The sequence below is a fragment of the Yersinia sp. KBS0713 genome (genome assembly GCF_005937895.2).
Taxonomy (GTDB): Bacteria; Pseudomonadota; Gammaproteobacteria; order Enterobacterales; family Enterobacteriaceae; genus Yersinia; species Yersinia bercovieri.
Window position 1 is genome coordinate 2144620 of the sequence record NZ_CP042173.1, and the last position, 22161, is coordinate 2166780.

The following is a 22161-nucleotide window of genomic DNA, read 5'->3' on the forward strand; positions in this document are numbered from 1 at the left end:
CCAAAGTGATTTCGAATAAATAACGGCGCAGCATGATCAGCACTCCTGATAAAAAACACCCGGTAAAACGGATGTCAGACTGCTGACAAGCCCCGATGATGCGATCTTGACCGGCAAGAATAGGCAGAGGAGTAGAGCATCTGCGCCCCGGATGATGCTAGCTATCGGGGATGATATTTGTCTATCGGCCCGGTTGGGTCGTTGAAAGAAGAGTAGAGGAAATCATTAATCGCTTCCGTGAGTCATTGGTTTCGGCTTGTAACCGATTGTACAGGAGGCAAAACCACAACAAGCAGTCCATTTTTCAGCTGTTTTAGTTACAACATACAGTGTGGTTTTCTTAATAAATAGGCACTCTCATGCAACAAAATAGTGGTTGGCTAGTAAGGTGAATTTATGTTTTGCAGAGGAGGAACACCCGGCCTTTAGGCAAAGGTCGGGCGAGCGAGCGTTTGAGTTGGTCGATTATAAGTAGCGACGCTCTAAATGTTGGCGGAAAAATCGTGGGTTAAGTGGCTCGCCAGTGGCTTTAGTGATCAATTCTGCTGTTGGGTAACGGCTACCATGTTGCCAGATATTCTGTTGCAACCAGTTGAACAGGGTGCTGATATCGCCATTGGCAATACTCTGATCCAATCCAGGGATGGCGTCACGGGCGGTTTGGAATAGTTGTGCGGCATACATTGCACCCAAGGTATAAGTTGGGAAGTAGCCAAAAGCACCATCGGTCCAGTGAATATCTTGCATACAACCATTACGATAGTTACCGTCGGTATTAATCCCGAGGTATTGCTGCATCTTCTCACTCCACAGCGCAGGAATATCATCGACTTCGATTTCACCACTGATCAGCGCTTTTTCAATTTCATAGCGCAAGATGACATGGGCAGGGTAGCTCACTTCATCGGCATCAACGCGGATAAAGCCAGTTTTGACGCGCTGGTTCAAAGCAATGAAGTTTTGCTCAGCTAAAGCGGGTTGCTCACCAAATTGCTCTATCACCAGTGGGCGAATCAGTTGCAGGAACTCGTTACTGCGCGCTAATTGCATCTCAAACAGTAAACTTTGAGATTCGTGGATCGCGGTTGAACGGGCATGGGAGATTGGCTGGCCCAACCATTCACGTGGCAAATTTTGCTCGTAACGGGCATGACCTGTTTCATGGACAATCCCCATCAATGCGCTGAGGAACTCTGGCTCATTATAACGGGTGGTGATGCGAACATCTTGGGGTACACCACCGCAAAATGGGTGGACGCTGACATCAACCCGCCCGCCATCAAAGTCAAAACCCAGCACTTTCATCACACTCAGCCCCAGTTGCCGCTGTTTTTGCAGGTCAAATGGCCCCTGCGGTATCAAGCAGGGTTCATTGGCTTGTTTGGCGGTCACTTTTTGCAATAGCGCCGGTAACCATTGTTTAAGATCACCGAATATACGCTCAAGATCGGCGCTGTTCGTCCCCGGTTCATACAAATTCAGCAAGGCGTCATAACCGGATGTTCCGGCCGCCTGGCCACGAATTGAGGCCTCTTCGCGACTCAGTTTGACTACTTCACGCAGATTTTCTGCAAAACCACCCCAGTCATTGGCGATACGTTGCTGGCGCCATGCATGTTCACATTTGGCTCCGGCCAATGATTTTGCCTCCACCAGTGATTCCGGTAGCAGGACAGCATTGTGGTAATGGCGACGCATTTCGCGCAAATTCGCCTGCTCAATATCATTGAGCGCTTCATGGTCTGCTTGCTTCAACCATTCACCAACCTGCTTGGTGGTTAGAATCTGGTGTTGCAGCACATTTAACTCCGCCATGGCTTCGGAGCGAGCAAGACTCCCTTTCGGCGGCATCATGGTCTGCATATCCCATCCGGCAATGGCGGAGAGATGTTCAAAGCGGGAAAGACGAGTGAAGGTCGCACGCAGGTGCTGATAAGCAGTGGTCATAGAAAACTCCATCAATCGGATAGGCGACTTGTTTTATTAGGTTGATCTTTTTGCTAGGTTGATCGTTTTATTAGGGTAGATCGCTTTATTACAGTTATCGTTTTATTACAGCTATCGTTTTATTCATTTTGCTCAACGTGCAGCGGCGGGCGGGTTTTGACCGGCCAGCAAAAGCGGAAGCTCGCGCCCCCCAGTGAACTGGCATCGACGGAGATACTCCCTTGATACGCCAGTGCGATGGAGTGAACAATGGCCAACCCTAACCCACAACCGCCGGTTGCCCGATCCCGGCTTGGGTCGAGGCGAACAAAAGGCTCAAAGACCCGGGCACGCTCTTCCAGTGGAATACCCGGCCCGTCATCTTCCACTTGCAAGCAGGCGTTGTCGCCATCAAACCACAGCCCCACGCGCAGCCGCTTAGTTGAGTAACGTAGCGCATTATTGACCAGATTATCCAATACGCGCTCCATCAAACGCAGGTCAACATCGCCAAAATCGCCGCGATGAGGGATATCAAGTTCTATCTCGCGTTCACGATGGATCATGCGCATATCCAGCACTTTTGCCGTTAACCACTTGGGGAGATCTATTGGTTCCAGATTAAGGGAGACTTGCGGACGATCCAGACGAGCATAGGTTAACAGCTCATCAATCAGGGCTTCCAACTGACCAATATCATGATTTAACGCCTGTTGTTCACTCTCCGTCAGGTTATCGCTCATCGCTAAACGATAACGTAAACGTACCAGTGGGGTGCGCAGTTCATGGGCAATGCCATCAATCAGCATTTTTTTGCTGACAATCAATTTGCTGATGTTATCGGCCATTTGGTTAAAGGCTAGCCCCAGGCGGCTTAAACTGGATGTCGGGTCAAAGTGAGTTCGTTCGTCAAGATAACCCGCCCCTAACCGCTGGGCTGCGTTCTCCAATTTAAGCAAATCTTTCCAGTGGGGTCGCATCCAAAGAAAGACCGGCAGCGCTAATGACAAGCCAATCAGGATAAGCAGGGCTAAATCCAACAGCCGCATTTGATGCAGATAGAACAGATAGGGCACCGGGCCAACGGCGAGGACATAATGGCTACGGGGAATGCGTTGCAGGAAGGTATATTCATCATCCAGAGCAATAATCTCACCCGCACGCAGACGCTTATTTAATCGCTCACCCAGATCCCGCTTATCAAGAGGCTCGATATGCAATTGAAAAGAGAGATTTAAATCCAGTGTGGCGATGGTCTTATTCCAATCCTTTAGCGGGATCTCCCGCAGCTCACTGCGCATCAATGACAGTGAGCTTTTCATCAAATCATCCAATGACTGGCGACCGGCGCGTTCCGCTGTGACTTTGTAGACCAGCCCGACCAGCATTGCCATCACCATAAAGCAGACGAATAGCAGTAAAAAGAACTGAATAAATAGCTTTCTCATTGCTGCACCGACGCCCAGGCATTGGGGGCGAACAGATAGCCTTTGTTGCGCACGGTTTTTATCCGGAAAGGCTCCAGGGCGTTGTCATAGAGTTTGCGGCGCAAACGTGAGATAGCCACATCAATACTGCGATCCATGCCGTCATAACTGACACCACGTAAATTTTTCAGCAGCGCTTCACGATCCATAATGATGCCGGCATGGGTGGCCAGTTCCCATAACAAATCAAAATCAGAGGTCGACAGGGTGATCTCTTCGTCACTAAGATTGACTTGCCGATTCACCGGATCAATGCAAAGTAAGCCAAAATGAATAGCATTATGGCCGGTCAACGGTGGGCTAATCGTCTCTTTCGACTGCTGCTGATGGTGCTGACGCAGGTGTAGACGTAATCGCGCTAGCAGCACGGCGGGCGGCGTGGTTTTCAGAATATAGTCATTAGCGCCCATCTCAAGGGAGAGGATATGGTTCATATCACTGTCGAGTGAGGTCAGTAATACTATCGGGCCATCATAATGGGGCCGCAGATCACGGCAAAGTGTCATGCCATCTTTGCCGGGCAACATGATATCGAGTAGCACCAAATCAGGTTGTTGATGCTCAATGACCGCTTGTGCAGTATCGCCGCGAGGCTCGACAAACACATCAATGTCATGCTTGCCAAGATAAGCAGCAATCAGTTTTCCGACCTCCGGGTCGTCTTCGACAAAAACTATTCTGGTCATGTTTTTCAGTTTATAAGAGTGGTCGGCATTCAGCATAGCGCGTGGTTAGCCGCAATACTATGCACGTAATTTATTCAATTTGTGATTAATGCGGACGACGGATTGCTAGACAACAGGCGAATCATTTCATTATATTAATAAAAGTGATTTTATCGTCATCTCTATTTAGCTACGCCCATCGTTTATATCAATATCTATGAGTAATGAATAGCTGTACCGTTCAGCTAAGGACTGAGGGATGAGTGGCGAAAGCACCGGCGCGTCAGCGCAGAGTGAAAAAATTTGCTTCGATTACACGGATTTTCTGGCAGCGTCATGCAAAAAACGCTGGGGTTTCATTGATGCAATTTATGGTGTGATGCCGATTTTTGGGATGGTGGTCAAGTCGAAGGCAGAATTAGAGAAGACGCCACAGGAGCGACTGACGGCTTTGGCGCTACAGGTGCTCTCCACCCAGCTCAGTGACGAAACCAATATTATCCGCTTGATTCGGTTAGCAGAACAGCAAGGGATAACCCGGTTGGATATCCAACTGCCTTATCCTTTGGAAACGACGCAGCTTGGCATGATTAAGCAAAAATTCCCACCTACCATGGGGTTAACTCAGCAGGGCGAATGTCTATCTGTGGATCTCGCTGGCGCAGAAGATAGTTAGTCGTCGCTATTCGCTAGCCAAATGGACAGATCAGGCTGCCAGATAACGCTCAGTCTGCCCATTTGTGCTATCTATATTTTAACTATCTATATTTCAACTATCTACTTTATACATCCTGTTTCATTCCTCAGTGCATCATAAACCAGGTCGCGGGAAGGGTCGCAACCAATACCAGAGCAATCGCCACCCGTTCCACTTTGTTGAGCAGTCTAAGCCCATCATGACCTTTGCGGGCATAAATAAACACCAGCAATCCCGGAGCATAGAGCAGCGCGGATAGCAGCAGATAGAGCAATCCGGCGGCATAAATCAGCCACAATCCATACAGACATGCACCACTGGCCACCAGAATCAGACGCCAGTCCTGACGTTGCAACGCCACTTTGAATAAGAAAGCGCCGACGAGAAAATAGGGCACCAGAATCATTTCTGATGCAATCGTCAGCAAGGTGTTGTAGTTGCTGCCGGTCAGCCAGATCAGAACCAGTGCCACCTGTACCGCACAGTTGGTGAGCCACAGTGATTTTGCCGGCGAATTATGCTGATTCTGCTGACTGAATATTTTCGGGAATGCGCCATGTTTGGCGGCCACCATTGGCACTTCAGCCGCCATAATGGTCCAGCTAAGATAAGCGCCACACACCGAAATAATCAGCCCGGTGGCAATAATCACCTCTCCCCAGGGGCCGATCATCTCGACCATAATGCCCGCCATTGAGGGGTTGCGCATACCGGCTAACTCCGCACGCGGCACCACGCCAAGAGACAGTAGGGTAATCAGCAGGTAAACACAGAGCGCAGAGATAACCGCCAGCATGGTTGCGCGGCCGACGTCTCTCTTGTTACGTGCTCTGGCAGAGACCACCACCGCACCTTCCACGCCAATAAAGACCCACAGGGTAATCAACATGGTGTCTTTCACCTGCTGCCAGACCGGGGTGTGCAGGGCGATACCGGTGAAATCAAAACTGAAGGTATCGAGGCTGAAGGCCAGGCCGGCCAAAACAATAAAACCCCCGATGGGCAGCAGTTTTGCCAGTGTAGCCGCCATATTGATGCTGGCGGCAGTTTGCACGCCACGTAACACCAGCGCATGAACCAACCACAGCAGCAAGGAGGCCCCTAGTAGCGCCTGCCAGGTGTTACCTTCGCCAAAAATAGTGGTGCCCGACTTATCGGTAAAAAAGCTCAATGCAGCAAAAACAATCACTAAATAGGATACGTTTGCAATCACCGCGCACAACCAGTAGCCCCATGCGGAAAAGAAGCCGATAAGGTCACCAAAACCCTCTTTGGCGTAGGTAAAAATACCACCATCCAGATCAGGGCGTAGGCGCGTTAGCAGTAACATGGCAAACGCCAGGAAAATAATCCCGACGCCAGTAATACTCCAGCCAATAAGTAATGCCGCCGGACTGGCCACTTCAGCCATATTTTGCGGCAGGCTGAAGACACCGGCACCCAGCATTGAGCTGAGGACTAGCGCCGTGAGCGCAGTCAGGCCAAGTTTTTTTTCCAATTAGGGTTCCTGATTTCAACAGTATTAATGAATGGTTACTGGCTTGTAAATAGCATTATATGAGGCGGATTAATCAATATTTAACAGATAATAGGCCAGAATTTTCGGAGGATTTTACGGAGTGATAAGCCATCATGCAATGATTAGATATGCGATTTAGGCAAAAAAGTATTCAGTCAGTGTTGAGTGGTGAAAAGGGCGCGGCATACAGATAGAAAAGGGCAGCGCGCGGCTGCCCTTATTGCGGTTATCGTGACTAGCAAAGATTATTTGAACAAGTCAGCGCTAACACTCAGATTGCCACCACTTTGGTTCTGCCATTGGCGGGTCACATGGTAATACTTCGCACCTTTGGCTGCGGCGCGTTTCGCGACTTCATGGGAGACATCGGTCATGCTGTTAAAGTGGCCGCTAAAGCTAATTGAATCAAAGGGGGCCATTTGCGCAGCGGTAGTATTACTCAACTCCTGGATTTGCGTACCATCAGCCAAGGTGACAGTGTAACGCTTACCTGTTGATGATTGCGTCTCAAAGAAACGGCCAACATCAGCACTTGGTGTACCTGAAGAGGCAACACCTGGAATTTCAACATTCGCGGCTGCTGCGCCACCGGCTGCCAGTGCAGCACGGCCCGCATCTGAATCTGCTGGGATCACATCTGGGCTTTGTACCGCGCGTTTTGCGGCGTCTTGCTTATAGATATAAGCGGTCACAAATTGGTTGCCGCCCTGATTGGCATCAACCTGACGCACGATGAAGAAAGAGTATGCTCCTTTCTCTTTCGCCGCTTTTGAAATGGCATCATTAATATCTGGTTGGCTGCGGAAGAAGCCACTGACAGACACGGTGTCATAAGGCTGCAAGGCAAAAGCTTCGGCTTTTGGTAGCTCTTTCACCCCGTTAAAGTCACGATACTGGGCTTCTTTGCTCACTTCCGGTGCATCTTTATGATAAACATCGGCCGTTACACGCCAGTTGCCGCCATTATTGTTGCTATTGATATCTTGAATATAGAAAGAGTCCGCGCCCAATTTATCAGCACGGCGGGATACCGCATCAGCTGCTTCATTGATTGCATTAAATCGGCCAGTAATTGTAATGCGATCAAATGGCTTAATGGCTGCTGCTTGCTCTGGTGCGAGTTCTTTTGCCGCATGTGCAGCAGAAAGCGCAGTGAGTGATAGCAATGCCGACGCGATGATCGTGTATTTCAGCTTCATAAAAAATCCTTTCGCCTTGCGCATTAACGTTGATACGTGCGGAACAATTGATGTGTAACAGAATAGCGGATGATTATTACATGTAATAATGGCGGGTGTCTCAGCAATTTATATGACTGGGTGTATGAATACTGAAGTTTCGCCATCAGTACTTTACATTAAGAATCTGGATAAGCTTTACGAATAGTGGCTTTAACGTCATAAGTGCGGGTTATTTACATTTTTCTAACCTGATGCCGCGCCACTACTGGGCTGCCTTATTATCGCGAGACTTGTCACTCTTGCGCAAAGTTGCAGGAGATGCCGCTAGTAAATATAATTTTTATAGTGAATTATACAGAGTTCTTTCCGCCTGCCAGTTTTAGTGCAAAAACTGCATCAGAAGCTCAGACAAATATGGATCATCGGTCACATTTTCAGTAGGTTATAGGGAGCTATAACCGAGCAGATTTGTCAGTACATAGGCAGGATGACATTATTTATCATCAAAGACAGGTAAAAGGGAACATTATGCGTATTGGTGTACCAAGAGAGCGGTTGGCCAATGAAGCCCGTGTCGCAGCAACACCGAAAACGGTGGAACAATTGCTGAAATTAGGCTTCACCGTGGCGATTGAGAGCGGAGCTGGGCATTTAGCCAGTTTTGACGATGCAGCGTACCAAGAAGCGGGTGCCACCATTACGGATACCACCGATGTGTGGCAATCCGACCTTATCCTCAAAGTGAATGCGCCCTTTGAGGACGAAATTGCGCTAATGCGCGCCGGGAGCACCTTGGTCAGCTTTATCTGGCCGGCGCAGAACCCAGAATTATTGCAAAAACTGGCAGCGCGCCAGGTGACGGTATTGGCGATGGATTCCGTGCCGCGTATCTCTCGCGCCCAATCGATGGATGCCCTGAGTTCCATGGCGAACATTGCGGGTTACCGCGCCATTGTTGAAGCCGCCCACGAATTTGGCCGCTTCTTCACCGGGCAAATCACGGCCGCCGGTAAAGTGCCACCGGCAAAAGTGGTCATTATTGGCGCCGGTGTAGCGGGGTTGGCCGCCATCGGTGCAGCCGGGAGTTTGGGGGCGATCGTTCGTGCTTTTGACACCCGTCCGGAAGTTAAAGAGCAAGTCCAGAGTATGGGCGCTGAATTCCTCGAACTGGATTTTGAAGAGGAAGCGGGCAGTGGTGATGGCTACGCGAAAGTGATGTCCGAAGCCTTTATCAAAGCTGAAATGGAGCTGTTTGCCGCACAAGCCGCTGAAGTGGACATCATCGTCACCACCGCCTTGATCCCAGGCAAACCTGCGCCACGATTGATCACCAAAGAGATGGTGGCATCAATGAAATCGGGCAGCGTGATTGTCGATTTGGCCGCGCAGACCGGGGGCAACTGTGAATTGACCGTCGCCGATAAAGTGACTGTCACCGAGAATGGCGTAAAAATCATTGGTTATACTGATTTACCTAGCCGTTTGCCGACTCAGTCATCTCAGCTATATGGAACCAACCTGGTTAACTTGCTGAAATTGCTCTGCAAAGAGAAAAATGGCGAGATTGACATTGATTTCGAAGATACCGTTATTCGCGGTGTAACCGTGGTTAAAACCGGTGAAGTGACCTGGCCTGCACCGCCGATTCAGGTATCAGCACAGCCTCAGGCAGCCAAAGCTGCGCCAATAGTGAAAGAGGAGGCTAAACCAACATCACCATGGCCGAAATATATCATGATGGCGCTGGCGATTGTGCTGTTTGGCTGGTTAGCGAATGTGGCCCCGAAAGAGTTCTTATCTCACTTTACGGTCTTTGCGCTGGCGTGTGTGGTTGGCTATTACGTGGTGTGGAATGTCAGCCATGCGCTGCATACCCCACTGATGTCAGTGACTAACGCCATTTCGGGCATTATCGTCGTCGGCGCGTTGTTGCAGATTGGTCATGGCGGCTGGGTGAGTTTCTTATCCTTTATTGCCGTGCTAATTGCGAGCATCAACATTTTTGGTGGCTTCACCGTCACCCAGCGTATGCTGAAAATGTTCCGTAAAAACTAGTTTTTCGATAAAAACTCAGTTGGTATAACACCATGACTTATAAGAATGAAGGGGTAACTGATGTCTAGTGGTCTCGTTACAGCTGCGTACATAGTTGCTGCGATTTTATTTATTTTCAGTTTGGCTGGGCTGTCGCGCCACGAAACATCCAAACAAGGTAACACCTTCGGTATGACAGGGATGGCCATCGCGCTTATCGCGACCATTCTGGGGCCGGACTCCGGTAACGTGGCCTGGATTATCATTGCCATGGTGATTGGTGGAGCCATTGGTATTTATCTGGCGAAGAAAGTCGAAATGACCGAAATGCCAGAACTGGTGGCGATCCTGCACAGCTTCGTCGGTCTGGCGGCAGTTCTGGTTGGCTTCAACAGCTATCTGGATCACGGCACGGCAGTGATGGATGCGGTGATGGTGAACATCCATCTGACCGAAGTGTTCCTGGGTATCTTTATTGGTGCGGTGACATTCACTGGCTCTATTGTTGCCTTTGGTAAATTACGCGGGATTATCTCATCCAAGCCGCTGATGCTACCACAACGCCATAAATTGAATCTGGTGGCGCTGGTTGTCTCATTCTTGCTGATGATTCTGTTTGTCAAAACCGATAGCCTTGCCCTACAAGTGGTCGCGTTGTTATTGATGACCGTGATTGCGCTGGGCTTTGGCTGGCACTTGGTGGCCTCTATTGGGGGCGCAGACATGCCAGTTGTGGTGTCGATGCTGAACTCCTACTCCGGTTGGGCCGCGGCGGCGGCAGGTTTTATGCTGAGCAACGATCTGTTGATTGTCACCGGTGCTCTGGTGGGTTCTTCTGGTGCAATTCTGTCGTACATCATGTGTAAAGCGATGAACCGTTCGTTTATCAGCGTCATTGCCGGTGGCTTCGGTACTGATGGCTCCTCTACCGGTAATGCCGAAGAGATGGGCGAATACCGTGAAACCAATGCGGAAGAAGTGGCTGAGCTGCTGAAAAATGCTAGCTCGGTTATCATCACTCCGGGCTATGGCATGGCGGTAGCGCAGGCACAGTATCCGGTGGCTGAAATTACAGCAAAACTACAAGCTCGTGGCATCAAAGTGCGCTTTGGTATTCACCCAGTTGCGGGTCGTTTGCCTGGTCATATGAACGTGTTATTGGCCGAAGCCAAAGTCCCCTACGACGTGGTGTTGGAGATGGATGAAATCAATGATGATTTCGCCAGCACCGATGTGGTGTTGGTGATTGGTGCTAATGACACCGTTAACCCGGCAGCGCTGGAAGATCCGCGCAGCCCAATTGCGGGTATGCCAGTGTTAGAAGTGTGGAAAGCACAGAGTGTGATCGCCTTTAAACGTTCAATGAACACCGGCTATGCTGGCGTGCAAAACCCATTGTTCTTTAAAGAGAATACTCAGATGCTCTTTGGCGATGCCAAAGAGAGCGTAGAAGCCATTTTACGCGCACTGTAGTGATCGGGTAGTACAGACGAAGGGCCACATTATGTGGCGCTCAGACTGCTGACGAACCCCGATGACGCGATCTGGAACGGAGAGGACGGGTAGAAGAGTAAAGCGTCCGCGCCAGGGATGGCGCGGCTCGAGCCTCCAGGGAGGGATTTACGGCGTCTTTACGATCTAGCTGTTCTCTCCTCAACCGGCACTTTGTCAATAACCTCAGGGCCACATTATGTGGCCCTTTTTTAGCTTAATGATGAGGAAGTAGGGAAGGGGATCTACTCGGTATCATCCTGATCTTCATGGCCTTCTATCGGGCAGGTAAATCCTTCTGGCTTAATGGCCAACAAATCACATTTAAGATGGTCGATCACATGTTCGGTGGTGTTGCCAATAAAGGCGGCAGACAATCCGGTGCGGCCTAACGTCCCCAGCACCACCACGCCAGCCCGCAAATGCTCAGCCAAATCAGGGATAACCTCTTCAGGTAATCCTTTCTCTACGTGGGTGAATTTCTCATCGATACCAAACTGCTGGCGCAAGGCTTTCATCGCCACCAAATGTTGACCACGAATAGCATCGTTATAGACGCTCGGGTCAAAATCAGGCAACTCAATGGCGATATTAATCGGTGTAACCGGATAGGCACTGATCAAATGCACTTGAGTTTGGTTAACATTCTCGGCGAGTTCGAGGGTCTCTTTAACTAACCGCAGATTGAGCGGGTCATGAAGTGGGTCTTCGCTTGAGAGGTTGACGGCCACCAGCGCGGTGCCACCCTCCGGCCAGGGCTGATCTTTGACCATCCAGACCGGGCATGGACATTTGCGCAGTAAGTGCCAGTCAGTTGGCGTGAAGATGATCGACTCCAGCCGGTCATGTTGATGGGCCATTTTTAGCAACAAATCGTGTTTGGCTTTCAGCACTTCCTGAATAATGGCTTCATAGGGGCGGTTATGCCACACCACTTTGATCTCAATGGGGATACCGGCATCAATATAGAACCGACACTGCTCGCTTATCCATGCAGAACGCTGGCTGATAACCCCTTTACGCATTGCGGTGCGCTCATCAGGTGACAGCAAGGTCGTCATATCATATGACAGATCATAAATAGGTAAAAATGCTTTAATTGTGCCGCCATTGCGCTGCACAAGGTAAACGGCACGTCTTAATGCCGGTTGATCATCCTGATTGGGGTCAATAGCAACCAGAATATTCTGATACTTTGCCATAGAGTCTCCTTACAACCGTGAATTAACAGTATGTTAGTTAAAGAGTAAACCATGAAAGTGAAAGTGGATAGCTGGGAAAGAGAACCAGATCAATTATATTGATCTGGTCTACGATGATATTACAGCGTTGCTCTTGGGTTACCGGCTAATTTGCCCAAGGCTTCAGTATTCTCGATTGTGATATATTTACCTTTCACACTCAGAATTTCGCTTTTCTGGAAACGGCCCAACAAACGACTGATGGTCTCAACCGTCAGACCTAAATAGTTGCCGATATCACCCCGTGTCATGGTGAGGCGGAACTCACGCGGAGAGAAACCACGTTGCGCAAAACGGCGTGACAGATTATAGATAAAGGCCGCCAGACGCTCTTCTGCATTCTTTTTCGACAGCAGCAAAATCATATCTTGATCCCCTTTGATCTCGCCACTCATCAGGCGCATCATCTGCTGACGCAGGTTGGGCATCTTGCCGGATAAATCATCCAGCGTATCAAACGGGATCTCACAGACCATTGAGGTTTCCAGCGCCTGTGCAAAACTTGGATGCTGCAAATTACTGATAGCATCGAAACCGACCAAATCGCCCGCCAGATGGAAACCAGTGATCTGCTCGTCACCCTCTTCGGTGATGGTATAACTCTTGATGGTCCCGGAACGGATGGCATACAGGGATTTAAGTTCATCACCTGCTTTAAACAGCGCCTGTCCTTTCTGAATAGGTTTTTTCCTTTCAATGATATTGTCGAGCTGATCCAGCTCATGTTCATTTAAGGTAAACGGTATACAGAGCTGGCTAATACTGCAATCCTGACAGTGAATTGCACAACCACCAGACTGAATACGTCGGATTACGCGTTTTTCCGGGATCATAGGGTATTCCCAATAATATTGATATGCGTCAATTTTAACATCTTTTCTGGCGTCTGATAAGTGCAAGAACGGTTAGCATGCTAAAAGATAACCCTCATGCATTAATAACCAGCGTTTTCGCTCCACCCCACCGGCGTAACCGGTCAATGCACCTTGCTGCCCAATCACCCGATGGCAGGGAACCACAATCGAGATAGGATTCAGGCCATTCGCCATGCCGACGGCGCGCGAAGCGGTTGGCCGATTGATTCTTTGTGCCAATTCGCCATAGCTAATGGTTTCGCCGCAGGGTATTTTCCGCAACTCCTGCCACACCTGACGCTGAAAATCAGTACCGGCGGTTTTCACCGGCAGATCGTCAATGATGCTCAACTCGCCAGCGAAATAGCGCTGCATACAGTCACTCAGCCCGCCGGGATTGCGTTTCTCCACCAGGGTAAAACTATCCGCGCGGTAATGATGGTGTAGCAACTTTAGCAGGCGCTCATAATGGTCGCTCCAATCAATGGCCCGTAGCCGGTGCTCTTCGTCTGCTATCAGTACCAGTTCACCCTGCGGGGTCGCCATCCGATCAATAAAAAATCTGTTCATAACTCTCCGCTACATCGCTGCCATCGGCCGATAAACATTTTGCCGATAATTATTGCATGAAATAGGGCTTCACTAGCGACCTATCATGGTGCCAAGTTAAAAACCTGCTTTTATCGTGATGATAATCGCATAACGCAGAAAGTTTAGTTATAAGGCCAGGGTGGGTGAAACGGCGATTAGTCGCTAGGATGCCGGGCACAGCTGTTACCACAACTCCTCAATACACTGAATGATCCCGCATAAAGGGTGATAATAGCTATTTGGCGTAGAAATGATGTGCTCTAGGTTCATGACCAGAGGCTATTAATTAGCTATTATCGGCATAATCATCATCTCCTATTTGCCACATAATATTCATTAAGGTTGATAACCACGTGGAATCGGAATCGAAACCTGCACGCATCCTGATCAGCGCCTGCTTGATGGGAAAACCGGTGCGCTATAACGGCAGTGCACTCCCTGTCAGCGATGACATTATTCAGCGCTGGCAGGACGAAGGGCGCTTAGTTCTCGTCTGCCCGGAATTAGCCGCCGGAATGCCAGTACCACGCCCGCCCGCTGAAATTCAGCAAGGTAACGGTGAGGCGGTGCTGCAAGGGCAGGCGCGGGTGATTGAGCAGTGGGGCAATGACGTCAGCCGCGAATTTCTGCAAGGGGCTTATCAGGCATTGGAGTTGGCGCAAAAGCACCATTGCACATTGGCAATTTTGACTGAAGGTAGTCCATCTTGTGGCAGTAGCCGTATCTATGATGGGCACTTCAATGGCAGCCAGCGTGCCGGTCAGGGGGTCACTACGGCACTATTGCGCCGCCATGGGATTACAGTTTTCAGCCATCTCCAACTTGAGCAGGCGGATGAATTTTTGCGAAGCTCTTCGCAGATTCAGGTTAAAAGCGAATAAATGTCATAAAATATCGCTATGCTGTATAAATAAACAGTTGTTGTGCGAAATCGTAATTTTGGTCACTTAATCTTTATTGAAATCATTCAGTCGAGGTAACGATATGACATTTAAAATAGTAGAAAAACAGCCGAAAAAAGTCGTCAGCATCCGGCTCATTGGCCCCTATCACGAAACTATCCCGCTAGGTTTTAAGCAACTTTCATCACTCTACTCCCAGCACCAGCTTCCCGCTATAGAGTGGCTGGCGCTCTACTGGGACAATCCAGAAACCAATCCTCCGGCTGAATTACGAGCGGATGTTTCCCTGTCTGTTGCTGATGACTATATTTTGCCGACACAACTGGGTGATCAACTGACACTGCAACAGATCCCCGGCGGTCTGTACGCGGTCTATCACTGCCGCGTGACAGACGATGATTACGCCAAAGCATGGGGTGAATTGTATCATCATCACCTGCCGCAAAGTGGTTATCGCCCGGCGGAAGGGGCATGTTATGAGGTCTACCTCAATGATGGTTTGACCGACGGCTACTTTGATATCGATATCTATCAATCCGTCGAGAAAGCACTTTAATCGCTAGTAGCAGCCGAGCAGAACAGTTCGGCTGCTATCGTGGTCACAGGTGTGCCGTGCTGCTGTAAATATTGCGGTGTCGCACAGGTGGCTTGTGGTAGCAGTGCGACGCGGCGAGCCACCATATCGCTATCTTGCAAATTACCGACACGTAACAGATGAAACCGCTAAGAGAGCATCTGGGGGGTAACCTAACAGCAGCAGGAATAATTAATATCGACTGTCATAAAAGCGTCATTCGCTTGTTCTAGTATCCGTTGTAACCAATTAATACAAACTGTATTACTGTTTTACAACAAGGAATTATACTGATGCAGAACCGCGAATCCTCTTTTATCCGTCGTAATTCACTATCCGTGATCGCGTTATCCACCCTGATGCTAAGTAGCACGTTATTCACACCCAATGCCATTGCTGCCGCCACCGGTCTATATGATCGCAGCGCCCAAGGGGATATCACGCAATTTGGTGGCGCGCGCCGTTTGACCGGTGATCAAACCCAGGCACTTCGCGATTCGCTCTCCAATAAAACAGTGAAAAACGTCATTTTACTGATTGGCGATGGTATGGGGGATTCAGAAATCACCTCGGCACGTAACTATGCCATGGGCGCTGGCGGCTTCTTTAAAGGGATTGATGCCCTGCCGCTGACGGGGCAATACACACACTACTCATTAGATAAGAAAACACAAAAACCGGATTACGTCACTGACTCCGCCGCCTCTGCTACCGCATGGTCATCCGGCGTGAAAACCTATAATGGTGCCTTAGGTGTTGATGTGTTTGGTAAAGATCAGGTCACGTTACTGGAACTGGCTAAAAAAGCGGGCAAAGCAACCGGCAATGTCTCTACCGCTGAATTGCAAGATGCCACCCCTGCGGCGCAGTTTGCTCACGTCACTGGGCGAAAATGCTATGGCCCAGAAGAGACCAGTGAGAAGTGCGGCACTAATGCGCTGGAAAATGGTGGACGTGGCTCCATTACCGAGCAGTTGATCGCCGGCCGTGCTGATGTCACCCTCGGCGGTGGCGCTAAATCCTTCAGCCAAGTGGCCAAAGCGGGTGAATGGAAAGATAAATCCTTACGTGACCAAGCCTTGGCCCGAGGTTATGTGATTGTCGAAAATCTTGATGAGCTGAATGCCATCAAACAAGCTGACCAACAAAAACCGCTGTTGGGGCTATTCAGCGCCGGCAATATGCCGGTGCGCTGGCAGGGGCCGAAAGCCTCCTACCATGGCAACCTAGATAAACCGCCGGTGGTTTGTGAAAACAATGCTGAGCGCACCAAAGAGGTTCCAACCTTAGCGGTCATGACGGAAAAAGCGATTGATCTGCTGAAAACCAATGAGAAGGGCTTCTTCTTACAAGTGGAAGGGGCGTCAATTGATAAGCAAGACCACGCAGCTAACCCTTGCGGCCAGTTTGGTGAAACTGTCGATCTGGACGAAGCGGTGCAAAAAGCATTGGAGTTTGCCCGCGCTGACGGTAATACATTGGTCATTGTGACGGCAGACCATGCGCACTCCAGCCAGATTATCGAAGCCGATGCTAAAGCGCCTGGTTTGACCCAGGCATTAACCACCAAAGATGGGGCGGTAATGGCGATAAGTTACGGCAACTCTGAAGATGATTCGCAAGGGCATACCGGTACGCAATTACGTATCGCCGCTTACGGCCCGCACGCCGCAAATGTTGTGGGTCTGACGGACCAAACTGATCTGTTCTTTACCATGCGCGATGCCATGGCAATTAAATAAGTCATCATCCATGGCGATTAAACAATCCCGGTATAGTTATGGCCGGGATTTTTCGTTTTTATTTCCGCTATTGCATCAGATTATTGTGCCTCAAGGCTCTCAGCAATCATCCCCGGATCAGCAATTTTCTTAACTAAAGAGAGGAAAGACATCCCCCAGTTATCGGCATGAGCAGCGCCATCAAAATCCTGTTCAAATATCAATTTCTCACCTGAGGCATAATTCCACAGTTTGCCAGCAAACCAGGAGCAGTTATTAATGGGCGTATATGCCCCATTTTTTGGATCTTTCACTTCCATACCCATAATATTTGCAATTGCATAACTTTCTTTATTTAATCTGGGAATAATAGTTTCCTCCAAGGTGGCTGGATGTTTTCCAGGATCGGTTAAAGGTACTGTCCGTTGCAGATGGAACCTCCGCTCGGGGCTATCATTTCTATCGGATGCAATACCATTTTTCACAAAACCATATTTTTCATGATAGGCATAGGTGGTACAATCGCCTTTTTTAGCACTATAAAAAAATATGATCCAAGCATGACCAAAACTACCACCACCAAATAGTTCCGTCAGCACTTTAACAACAGCCTTAGCTCGATTCTCTTTATCATCGGCAGGGAACTGGTTTGCAGCATTGTCAGCGATTTTAATCACTTCATTTAAATCTGAACGCTCGGCAGTACGGTTAGTGCGAATAGATAATTGAGGGTAGCGGACACTCGCGTCTCCAGTTGGCGCATATTTGTCATTTGAAATACTAAATAATTCATATTGATTTGACATGATTATTTTCTCCTATCTATCAACAGATATATAAGTGTTGGTTTTAATTGCCAACATAATCATGCTACTACCACCGACAATACAATGACCTTAATTATCTCTATTAGGGGTGGGCGGGGAAATGGAAAGTATCTTGGTTTTCAATTGCTTTAATTGCGGGCCAGGGCAAGCCCGCGACATAAAACTCACAATAAAAAACTAAATGCGGCCATAAAAGGTCACTCTGGCCGTTTCGGATAACGCAATATTTGGCTGTGCATTATAGGCCAACACCACCAACATGCGCGTAATATCCCCTTGGGTGGGGGTGACACGGTGAATAGCATTTCGCCCACGGAATAACACCAAATCACCGGGTTCAATCTGCAATGTTTTAGGGACAATCTGTTGATTTAATAATTGTTCCACGCCGGCGTAATTCATCTCGCCATTATCGGCATCACGCATCTCTTCAATATATTCAAAAACGCCACCGGCCTGAGGTTTTTGTACCAATAAAGTAATAGCAAACGACGAGTTATCAAAATGCCAACCCAGCTCCTGGCCTTGACTGGCATAGTGTAAGTTAATTGATGAAAGCGAATCTGCGTAGGGATAGAGCTGATTTTCATCTAATACAGCACACAGAAAATCTTGAAAATCTTTGGCGTCATAGAGTGTTCGTAGTGCGGAATTCGCCGGGATCTCCTCATCGGTAATACAGCCTTTTGACGAAGTGACTAACCGATTTCGCGGATGGTCGGCGGGGAAGGCGGGGTCTGGCTTGGTTAGATAAACATTATGCTGATTAGCGGCATAATAGGCTTGATACTGCTGTTCGATCCCCTCCTGCTTAATGCTGGCCAGCACCGGAGGTAATAAAAAGTCCGATAATACCAGTACACCGGAGGTTTCAAGGGTGCTCTTACACTGTGCAATGAACAGCGCATCGTTGATTGGATGGGCGGCCATATTAATAATTTCAGCTAATTTCTGCATATATCCCACCGTGGTGCTCAATGTTACGGGTTGATGTTTCACCAAAAGCTACGGAATTTATGCCATGGTTGCATAGACTTTACTAGCTGAATGCATAATCAACTGGCATAATTGATTTATTAGAGGCTTAAGCCTACTGTATTGTTGTCTGGACAATATTTAAATTTAAAACTGACTTATTACTTAACCTATAAATTTGACTTAAGTACAAATTAAGGCTTTTTATACGCTTTTTTACTCTAATCCATTGCTAACTAAAGCGTGTATAAAAAGAATTTTTTATTAAAAATCGCCATTAAAGGCAGTATAAAAATTAGCAGTTTAAGATAGGGGCATATAAAGCATCGTGGCTAAGAGAAAATCTACCGGTACTGGCTGGGTTATCCTACTGATAGTCGTTTTAGGGCTGATCACCGGAATCCCAAGAGAGGCGTGGATTGCACTAAGCGCGGCTATCTTATGCCTATTTTTTGTTTGGCAAAACCTCAAAGGGGCTAAGCCCCGCCTGAGTCCAGTGATTAGCAGTGACATGCAGAAAACTGCCGCTATCCCCGATCTGGGGGATTACCCGATAACCCCTTCGCAACTGGAACCGGAACATACCACGGATAACAATAACACTAAGCAAAATCCACCCGTGGAAGAGGCCAGCAAACCTGAGGCGAAACAGCCCGAAATATCCCGCGGTTCTCTAGCCCGTGCATCATGGCTGCGTCCTGGTGAACTGGCGGTGGTCGCCGGAATTAACTTGCCGGATGGCATGGTTTACATTGGTAATAAATACAAAAGTAATCGTACCGGTGCCGAGCCTGCATTTATTAATCCATCAATGGATGTCGCGGAAACAGAGAGTGATATCTCATTACCGCTGATTGATAATGCGCCCGACTATTCGACATGCTCACCGGAAGCAAGACGAGCCTATTTACAGTGGTTATCAGAAGGTCGTAAATCGCCTACAGCGCAGATTGGTTATGTTTTCTTATTTTTCTATGGCTTAGAGCACCGAATATTGGTTGATGCCACCATAGATCCCGTGGCGAAAAGGGAACTGCCTACTCTTGAGGCAGAGATTAACCGGCTGTTAGGAATTTATGGAAAAAATAATGCGTTCAACCACTACGCGCAGAATTTATTAGTTTATCTCTCTCGAGTAAATATCGAAGAGAAACTCTATTTGTCGCCTCCGCCACCCACACGGGATTCGTCAACGGAGTTACCGCTGGCACTGCTGGTTGGGTTAGGGCAGTTAGCTGTTGACCAAAAACCATTGCCCGCAGCCTGGGCACTTGCCTGGGGGGAAGCCGATCCGGCAATAAACCAGAATGTCTCGATGGCCCATTGTGCTGATATTTTCTCCGCGCTGTTTCAACAGCGTTATCAGGAGAAGTATGGCGATGGATTTTTATTACCCGTTAATAAAACCAGGCTACTGATATTTTACCGGCCAGCTTCTGCGGGGTTAATGGGGCAAGAGTTTTTCCAACAAATGGGCGAGTTGCCCAATGTGGCTGTATGCAAAGCTCACCGAGATAAACTACGGGCAATATTTGAGTCTTGTCAGCAAGACCTCGATATTTATAACCGCTTCGCCAGTGTTAATCCAAAGAAAAAAATGTCGCTGGAGGGGCAGTTATTAATGCCGATACCTTTGTGGTCTGCGACATTAAAAACTGAGTTAGAGAGCATCAAAGCCAGAGTGGGCTATGGTTTATTGCTGATCACACTGGAGGAGATTTTTCTTCGGCTCAGCACCGCGTGTGATACCAAACCCTTAGAGCGCATTACTCGCAGTCAGGTGATGGCACTCACTTTTGCTCTCGCCTCTTTGCAAGTGGGTATTGAACCTGATGTCAGAGCGGATAATCGCACTCCAGTGCTGCAAGATACTGTGGCGCTATTTCCTATTGAATCGATGGTGGCTGAATCTGCGAGCTTTGCCGCATATCGTGTCACTATGTTGGCAGTGGAACTCGCTTGTGCTGCGGTGATGATCGATGGGCATATCGGCGAGCCTGAGTCACTGATTTTAACTCGGCATATTGATGCCTGGGGTTATTTGAGCCCAGGTCAGCGTATGCGCCTAAAAGCCTATCTCCAACCGGGTATCAGAAAAAATAACACCTTGTTGGCACTGAAAAATAATCTAGAGCCGCTCTCGCTGGATAATCGCCGTGCTATTGCGCGTTTCCTGGCACACTTAATGCAAGTTGAGGGAACTATCACCCCGCAAGAAGTGAAATTCCTTGAGCGGGTGTATAAGCGTTTTGCCTTAGACAGCAAATGGGTTTATACCGACCTTGATAGTCGGGCTACGCCAATGACATTAAGTCTACCATCGCCAACAGCTGAAATTATTAATAATACCGATCGGATTAATCTGCTAAAGAGTGAGAGTCTGGATCTGGTAAAATTGCTCGAAAACCTATTTGTCACCGAAAATGTCGTGGTGCAGACCCCAGAAGAGATTCATCCACAATCAATGAGTGCCATCGCGGCTAATTTAGCTGAGAGCACAGCTACCTTCTTGAAATTGCTTATTTCACGTGACACTTGGGAGCGTGAGAAGTTGGTTGATATTGCGGCAGATATGGAGGTTAAACTCGATGATGCGCTGGTTGAGATTAACCGCAAAATTTTAGCCGCATTTGAAGCGCCACTCATCACTGGCGAGGCGACGATTGCCATTAACCGGGATATCTCCGCAGCACTGCTTATATGATAGTCAGCGTAGCTTGAGCTAAGCGGTAATAGCCGCTACCATAGCGCGCCTAATGATATTAGAGAGATAACAGTGATGAAATACCAATGGATATTGTTCGATGCGGATGAAACTTTATTTCACTTTGATGCTTATCAAGGGTTAAAGCTGATGTTTTCGCGCTTTAATGTGGATTTCTCCGTGCAGGATTTCGATCACTATCAATTGGTTAATAAGCCTCTGTGGGTTGATTATCAGGACGGTAAGATATCTGCCAGTGAATTACAAAATACCCGTTTTGAAATGTGGTCGGAAAAATTAGGTGTGGCGGCAACGCGGCTGAACAGTGAGTTTTTAGTGGCGATGGCTGATATCTGTTCATTATTACCGGGCGCCCGTGAGTTGGTCGATGCGCTGAGCGGTAAAGTGAATATGGGCATCATTACCAATGGTTTTACCGGATTACAGACCATTCGGTTAGAGCGCACTGGCTTAAAAGATATCTTCTCTCCGCTCATTATTTCTGAAGAGGTTGGGGCAGCTAAACCTGATGTGGCGATCTTTGAGTATGCTTTTAATTTAATGAATCATCCGGCGAAAGATCAGATTCTGATGGTGGGAGATAACCTCCATTCGGATATTCAGGGCGGTATTAATGCCGGTATTGATACCTGCTGGCTCAATATGCATGGGGCCGCACTGGATGATGATATTTCACCACGCTATCAAGTCAGCTCATTAGCTGAATTACAGAAGTTATTGCTGGCGTAATTAACCGACTCTGTTAGCCAGA

19 protein-coding genes are annotated in these 22161 nt (G+C 48.4%); 8 read left to right on the top strand and 11 right to left on the bottom strand.

Annotated elements, in window-relative coordinates; all coding sequences use genetic code 11:
• Positions 1 to 465 precede the first annotated feature (465 nt).
• The 3 genes from FFE93_RS10045 to rstA all read right to left on the bottom strand — a co-directional run bounded on the left by FFE93_RS10045 (position 466) and on the right by rstA (position 4099).
• A complete protein-coding gene (locus tag FFE93_RS10045; RefSeq protein ID WP_186367704.1) occupies positions 466 to 1947 on the bottom strand; it encodes a carboxypeptidase M32 in 1482 nt (493 codons plus the stop codon).
• Between the two features lie 119 nt (positions 1948 to 2066).
• On the bottom strand, positions 2067 to 3374 hold the full coding sequence (rstB, locus tag FFE93_RS10050) for a two-component system sensor histidine kinase RstB (protein WP_054872028.1): 1308 nt from the start codon (positions 3372 to 3374) through the stop codon (positions 2067 to 2069).
• Complete coding sequence (gene rstA, locus FFE93_RS10055; protein WP_049600547.1) at positions 3371 to 4099, bottom strand: two-component system response regulator RstA; 729 nt, start codon at positions 4097 to 4099, stop codon at positions 3371 to 3373. The genes rstB and rstA overlap by 4 nt, the downstream gene beginning before the upstream one ends.
• Before the next feature lie 238 nt (positions 4100 to 4337).
• Here rstA and FFE93_RS10060 point away from each other — a divergent pair, with 238 nt between their 5' ends.
• Complete coding sequence (locus FFE93_RS10060; RefSeq protein ID WP_138775089.1) at positions 4338 to 4754, top strand: hypothetical protein; 417 nt, start codon at positions 4338 to 4340, stop codon at positions 4752 to 4754.
• Between the two features lie 127 nt (positions 4755 to 4881).
• Here FFE93_RS10060 and FFE93_RS10065 read toward each other — a convergent pair whose 3' ends face one another.
• Positions 4882 to 6273, bottom strand: coding sequence for an amino acid permease (locus FFE93_RS10065; protein WP_005270537.1), 1392 nt, complete (start codon positions 6271 to 6273; stop codon positions 4882 to 4884).
• Between the two features lie 266 nt (positions 6274 to 6539).
• Entirely contained in the window at positions 6540 to 7493 is a 954-nt protein-coding gene (gene ydgH / locus FFE93_RS10070; protein WP_032896257.1) for a DUF1471 family protein YdgH, read from the bottom strand.
• Positions 7494 to 8003: 510 nt separating this feature from the next.
• Between ydgH and pntA the strand changes: the two genes are divergently transcribed.
• On the top strand, positions 8004 to 9530 hold the full coding sequence (gene pntA, locus FFE93_RS10075) for a Re/Si-specific NAD(P)(+) transhydrogenase subunit alpha (RefSeq protein WP_005270541.1): 1527 nt from the start codon (positions 8004 to 8006) through the stop codon (positions 9528 to 9530).
• Positions 9531 to 9590: 60 nt separating this feature from the next.
• Positions 9591 to 10982, top strand: a complete 1392-nt coding sequence (gene pntB, locus FFE93_RS10080; RefSeq protein WP_032896263.1) for a Re/Si-specific NAD(P)(+) transhydrogenase subunit beta — start codon at positions 9591 to 9593, stop codon at positions 10980 to 10982.
• 263 nt (positions 10983 to 11245) lie between these two features.
• Here pntB and uspE read toward each other — a convergent pair whose 3' ends face one another.
• From uspE to ogt, 3 genes are all read right to left on the bottom strand, one after another.
• Positions 11246 to 12202, bottom strand: a complete 957-nt coding sequence (gene uspE, locus FFE93_RS10085) for a universal stress protein UspE (RefSeq protein ID WP_005276678.1) — start codon at positions 12200 to 12202, stop codon at positions 11246 to 11248.
• Between the two features lie 119 nt (positions 12203 to 12321).
• Complete coding sequence (locus FFE93_RS10090) at positions 12322 to 13074, bottom strand: FNR family transcription factor (RefSeq protein WP_005276679.1); 753 nt, start codon at positions 13072 to 13074, stop codon at positions 12322 to 12324.
• 72 nt (positions 13075 to 13146) lie between these two features.
• Positions 13147 to 13665 carry a methylated-DNA--[protein]-cysteine S-methyltransferase gene (ogt, locus tag FFE93_RS10095; protein WP_138775090.1) on the bottom strand — a complete coding sequence of 173 codons (519 nt, stop codon included), beginning with the start codon at positions 13663 to 13665 and terminating at the stop codon, positions 13147 to 13149.
• 422 nt (positions 13666 to 14087) lie between these two features.
• On the opposite strand from ogt, the gene FFE93_RS10100 reads away from it, so the two are divergent.
• Both FFE93_RS10100 and sbmC read left to right on the top strand, forming a co-directional pair.
• The gene (locus FFE93_RS10100) at positions 14088 to 14567 is read left to right on the top strand and encodes a DUF523 domain-containing protein (protein WP_005276681.1); all 480 of its coding nucleotides are present in this window, start codon (positions 14088 to 14090) and stop codon (positions 14565 to 14567) included.
• A 103-nt stretch (positions 14568 to 14670) separates the two neighbouring features.
• The gene (gene sbmC, locus FFE93_RS10105) at positions 14671 to 15144 is read left to right on the top strand and encodes a DNA gyrase inhibitor SbmC (protein ID WP_138775091.1); all 474 of its coding nucleotides are present in this window, start codon (positions 14671 to 14673) and stop codon (positions 15142 to 15144) included.
• Here the strand turns inward: sbmC and FFE93_RS21710 are convergent.
• The gene (locus FFE93_RS21710) at positions 15141 to 15269 is read right to left on the bottom strand and encodes a hypothetical protein (protein WP_257210076.1); all 129 of its coding nucleotides are present in this window, start codon (positions 15267 to 15269) and stop codon (positions 15141 to 15143) included. The two genes, sbmC and FFE93_RS21710, sit on opposite strands and share 4 nt — an antisense overlap.
• Positions 15270 to 15455: 186 nt before the next feature.
• Here FFE93_RS21710 and phoA point away from each other — a divergent pair, with 186 nt between their 5' ends.
• Positions 15456 to 16904 (top strand): alkaline phosphatase, encoded by a 1449-nt coding sequence (gene phoA, locus FFE93_RS10115; protein WP_054872031.1) that lies wholly within the window; start codon positions 15456 to 15458, stop codon positions 16902 to 16904.
• 80 nt (positions 16905 to 16984) lie between these two features.
• On the opposite strand, the gene FFE93_RS10120 is transcribed toward phoA, so the two are convergent.
• Both FFE93_RS10120 and FFE93_RS10125 read right to left on the bottom strand, forming a co-directional pair.
• Complete coding sequence (locus FFE93_RS10120) at positions 16985 to 17689, bottom strand: hypothetical protein (protein ID WP_049600289.1); 705 nt, start codon at positions 17687 to 17689, stop codon at positions 16985 to 16987.
• A 198-nt stretch (positions 17690 to 17887) separates the two neighbouring features.
• Positions 17888 to 18667, bottom strand: coding sequence for a 2OG-Fe(II) oxygenase (locus tag FFE93_RS10125; protein ID WP_138775092.1), 780 nt, complete (start codon positions 18665 to 18667; stop codon positions 17888 to 17890).
• 346 nt (positions 18668 to 19013) lie between these two features.
• Here FFE93_RS10125 and FFE93_RS10130 point away from each other — a divergent pair, with 346 nt between their 5' ends.
• Positions 19014 to 21389, top strand: a complete 2376-nt coding sequence (locus tag FFE93_RS10130; protein WP_049600295.1) for a TerB N-terminal domain-containing protein — start codon at positions 19014 to 19016, stop codon at positions 21387 to 21389.
• Positions 21390 to 21464: 75 nt separating this feature from the next.
• Positions 21465 to 22139, top strand: a complete 675-nt coding sequence (gene yjjG, locus FFE93_RS10135; protein ID WP_032898376.1) for a pyrimidine 5'-nucleotidase — start codon at positions 21465 to 21467, stop codon at positions 22137 to 22139.
• Positions 22140 to 22161: the final 22 nt, after the last annotated feature.

Bases quoted from the DNA above. Each gene is read 5' to 3' on its own strand.
- FFE93_RS10045 (WP_186367704.1), bottom strand. From the start codon at position 1,947: ATGACCACTGCTTATCAGCACCTGCGTGCGACCTTCACTCGTCTTTCC.
- rstB (WP_054872028.1), bottom strand. From the start codon at position 3,374: ATGAGAAAGCTATTTATTCAGTTCTTTTTACTGCTATTCGTCTGCTTT.
- rstA (WP_049600547.1), bottom strand. From the start codon at position 4,099: ATGACCAGAATAGTTTTTGTCGAAGACGACCCGGAGGTCGGAAAACTG.
- FFE93_RS10060 (WP_138775089.1), top strand. From the start codon at position 4,338: ATGAGTGGCGAAAGCACCGGCGCGTCAGCGCAGAGTGAAAAAATTTGC.
- ydgH (WP_032896257.1), bottom strand. From the start codon at position 7,493: ATGAAGCTGAAATACACGATCATCGCGTCGGCATTGCTATCACTCACT.
- pntA (WP_005270541.1), top strand. From the start codon at position 8,004: ATGCGTATTGGTGTACCAAGAGAGCGGTTGGCCAATGAAGCCCGTGTC.
- pntB (WP_032896263.1), top strand. From the start codon at position 9,591: ATGTCTAGTGGTCTCGTTACAGCTGCGTACATAGTTGCTGCGATTTTA.
- uspE (WP_005276678.1), bottom strand. From the start codon at position 12,202: ATGGCAAAGTATCAGAATATTCTGGTTGCTATTGACCCCAATCAGGAT.
- FFE93_RS10090 (WP_005276679.1), bottom strand. From the start codon at position 13,074: ATGATCCCGGAAAAACGCGTAATCCGACGTATTCAGTCTGGTGGTTGT.
- ogt (WP_138775090.1), bottom strand. From the start codon at position 13,665: ATGAACAGATTTTTTATTGATCGGATGGCGACCCCGCAGGGTGAACTG.
- FFE93_RS10100 (WP_005276681.1), top strand. From the start codon at position 14,088: ATGGGAAAACCGGTGCGCTATAACGGCAGTGCACTCCCTGTCAGCGAT.
- sbmC (WP_138775091.1), top strand. From the start codon at position 14,671: ATGACATTTAAAATAGTAGAAAAACAGCCGAAAAAAGTCGTCAGCATC.
- FFE93_RS21710 (WP_257210076.1), bottom strand. From the start codon at position 15,269: ATGGTGGCTCGCCGCGTCGCACTGCTACCACAAGCCACCTGTGCGACA.
- phoA (WP_054872031.1), top strand. From the start codon at position 15,456: ATGCAGAACCGCGAATCCTCTTTTATCCGTCGTAATTCACTATCCGTG.
- FFE93_RS10120 (WP_049600289.1), bottom strand. From the start codon at position 17,689: ATGTCAAATCAATATGAATTATTTAGTATTTCAAATGACAAATATGCG.
- FFE93_RS10125 (WP_138775092.1), bottom strand. From the start codon at position 18,667: ATGCAGAAATTAGCTGAAATTATTAATATGGCCGCCCATCCAATCAAC.
- yjjG (WP_032898376.1), top strand. From the start codon at position 21,465: ATGAAATACCAATGGATATTGTTCGATGCGGATGAAACTTTATTTCAC.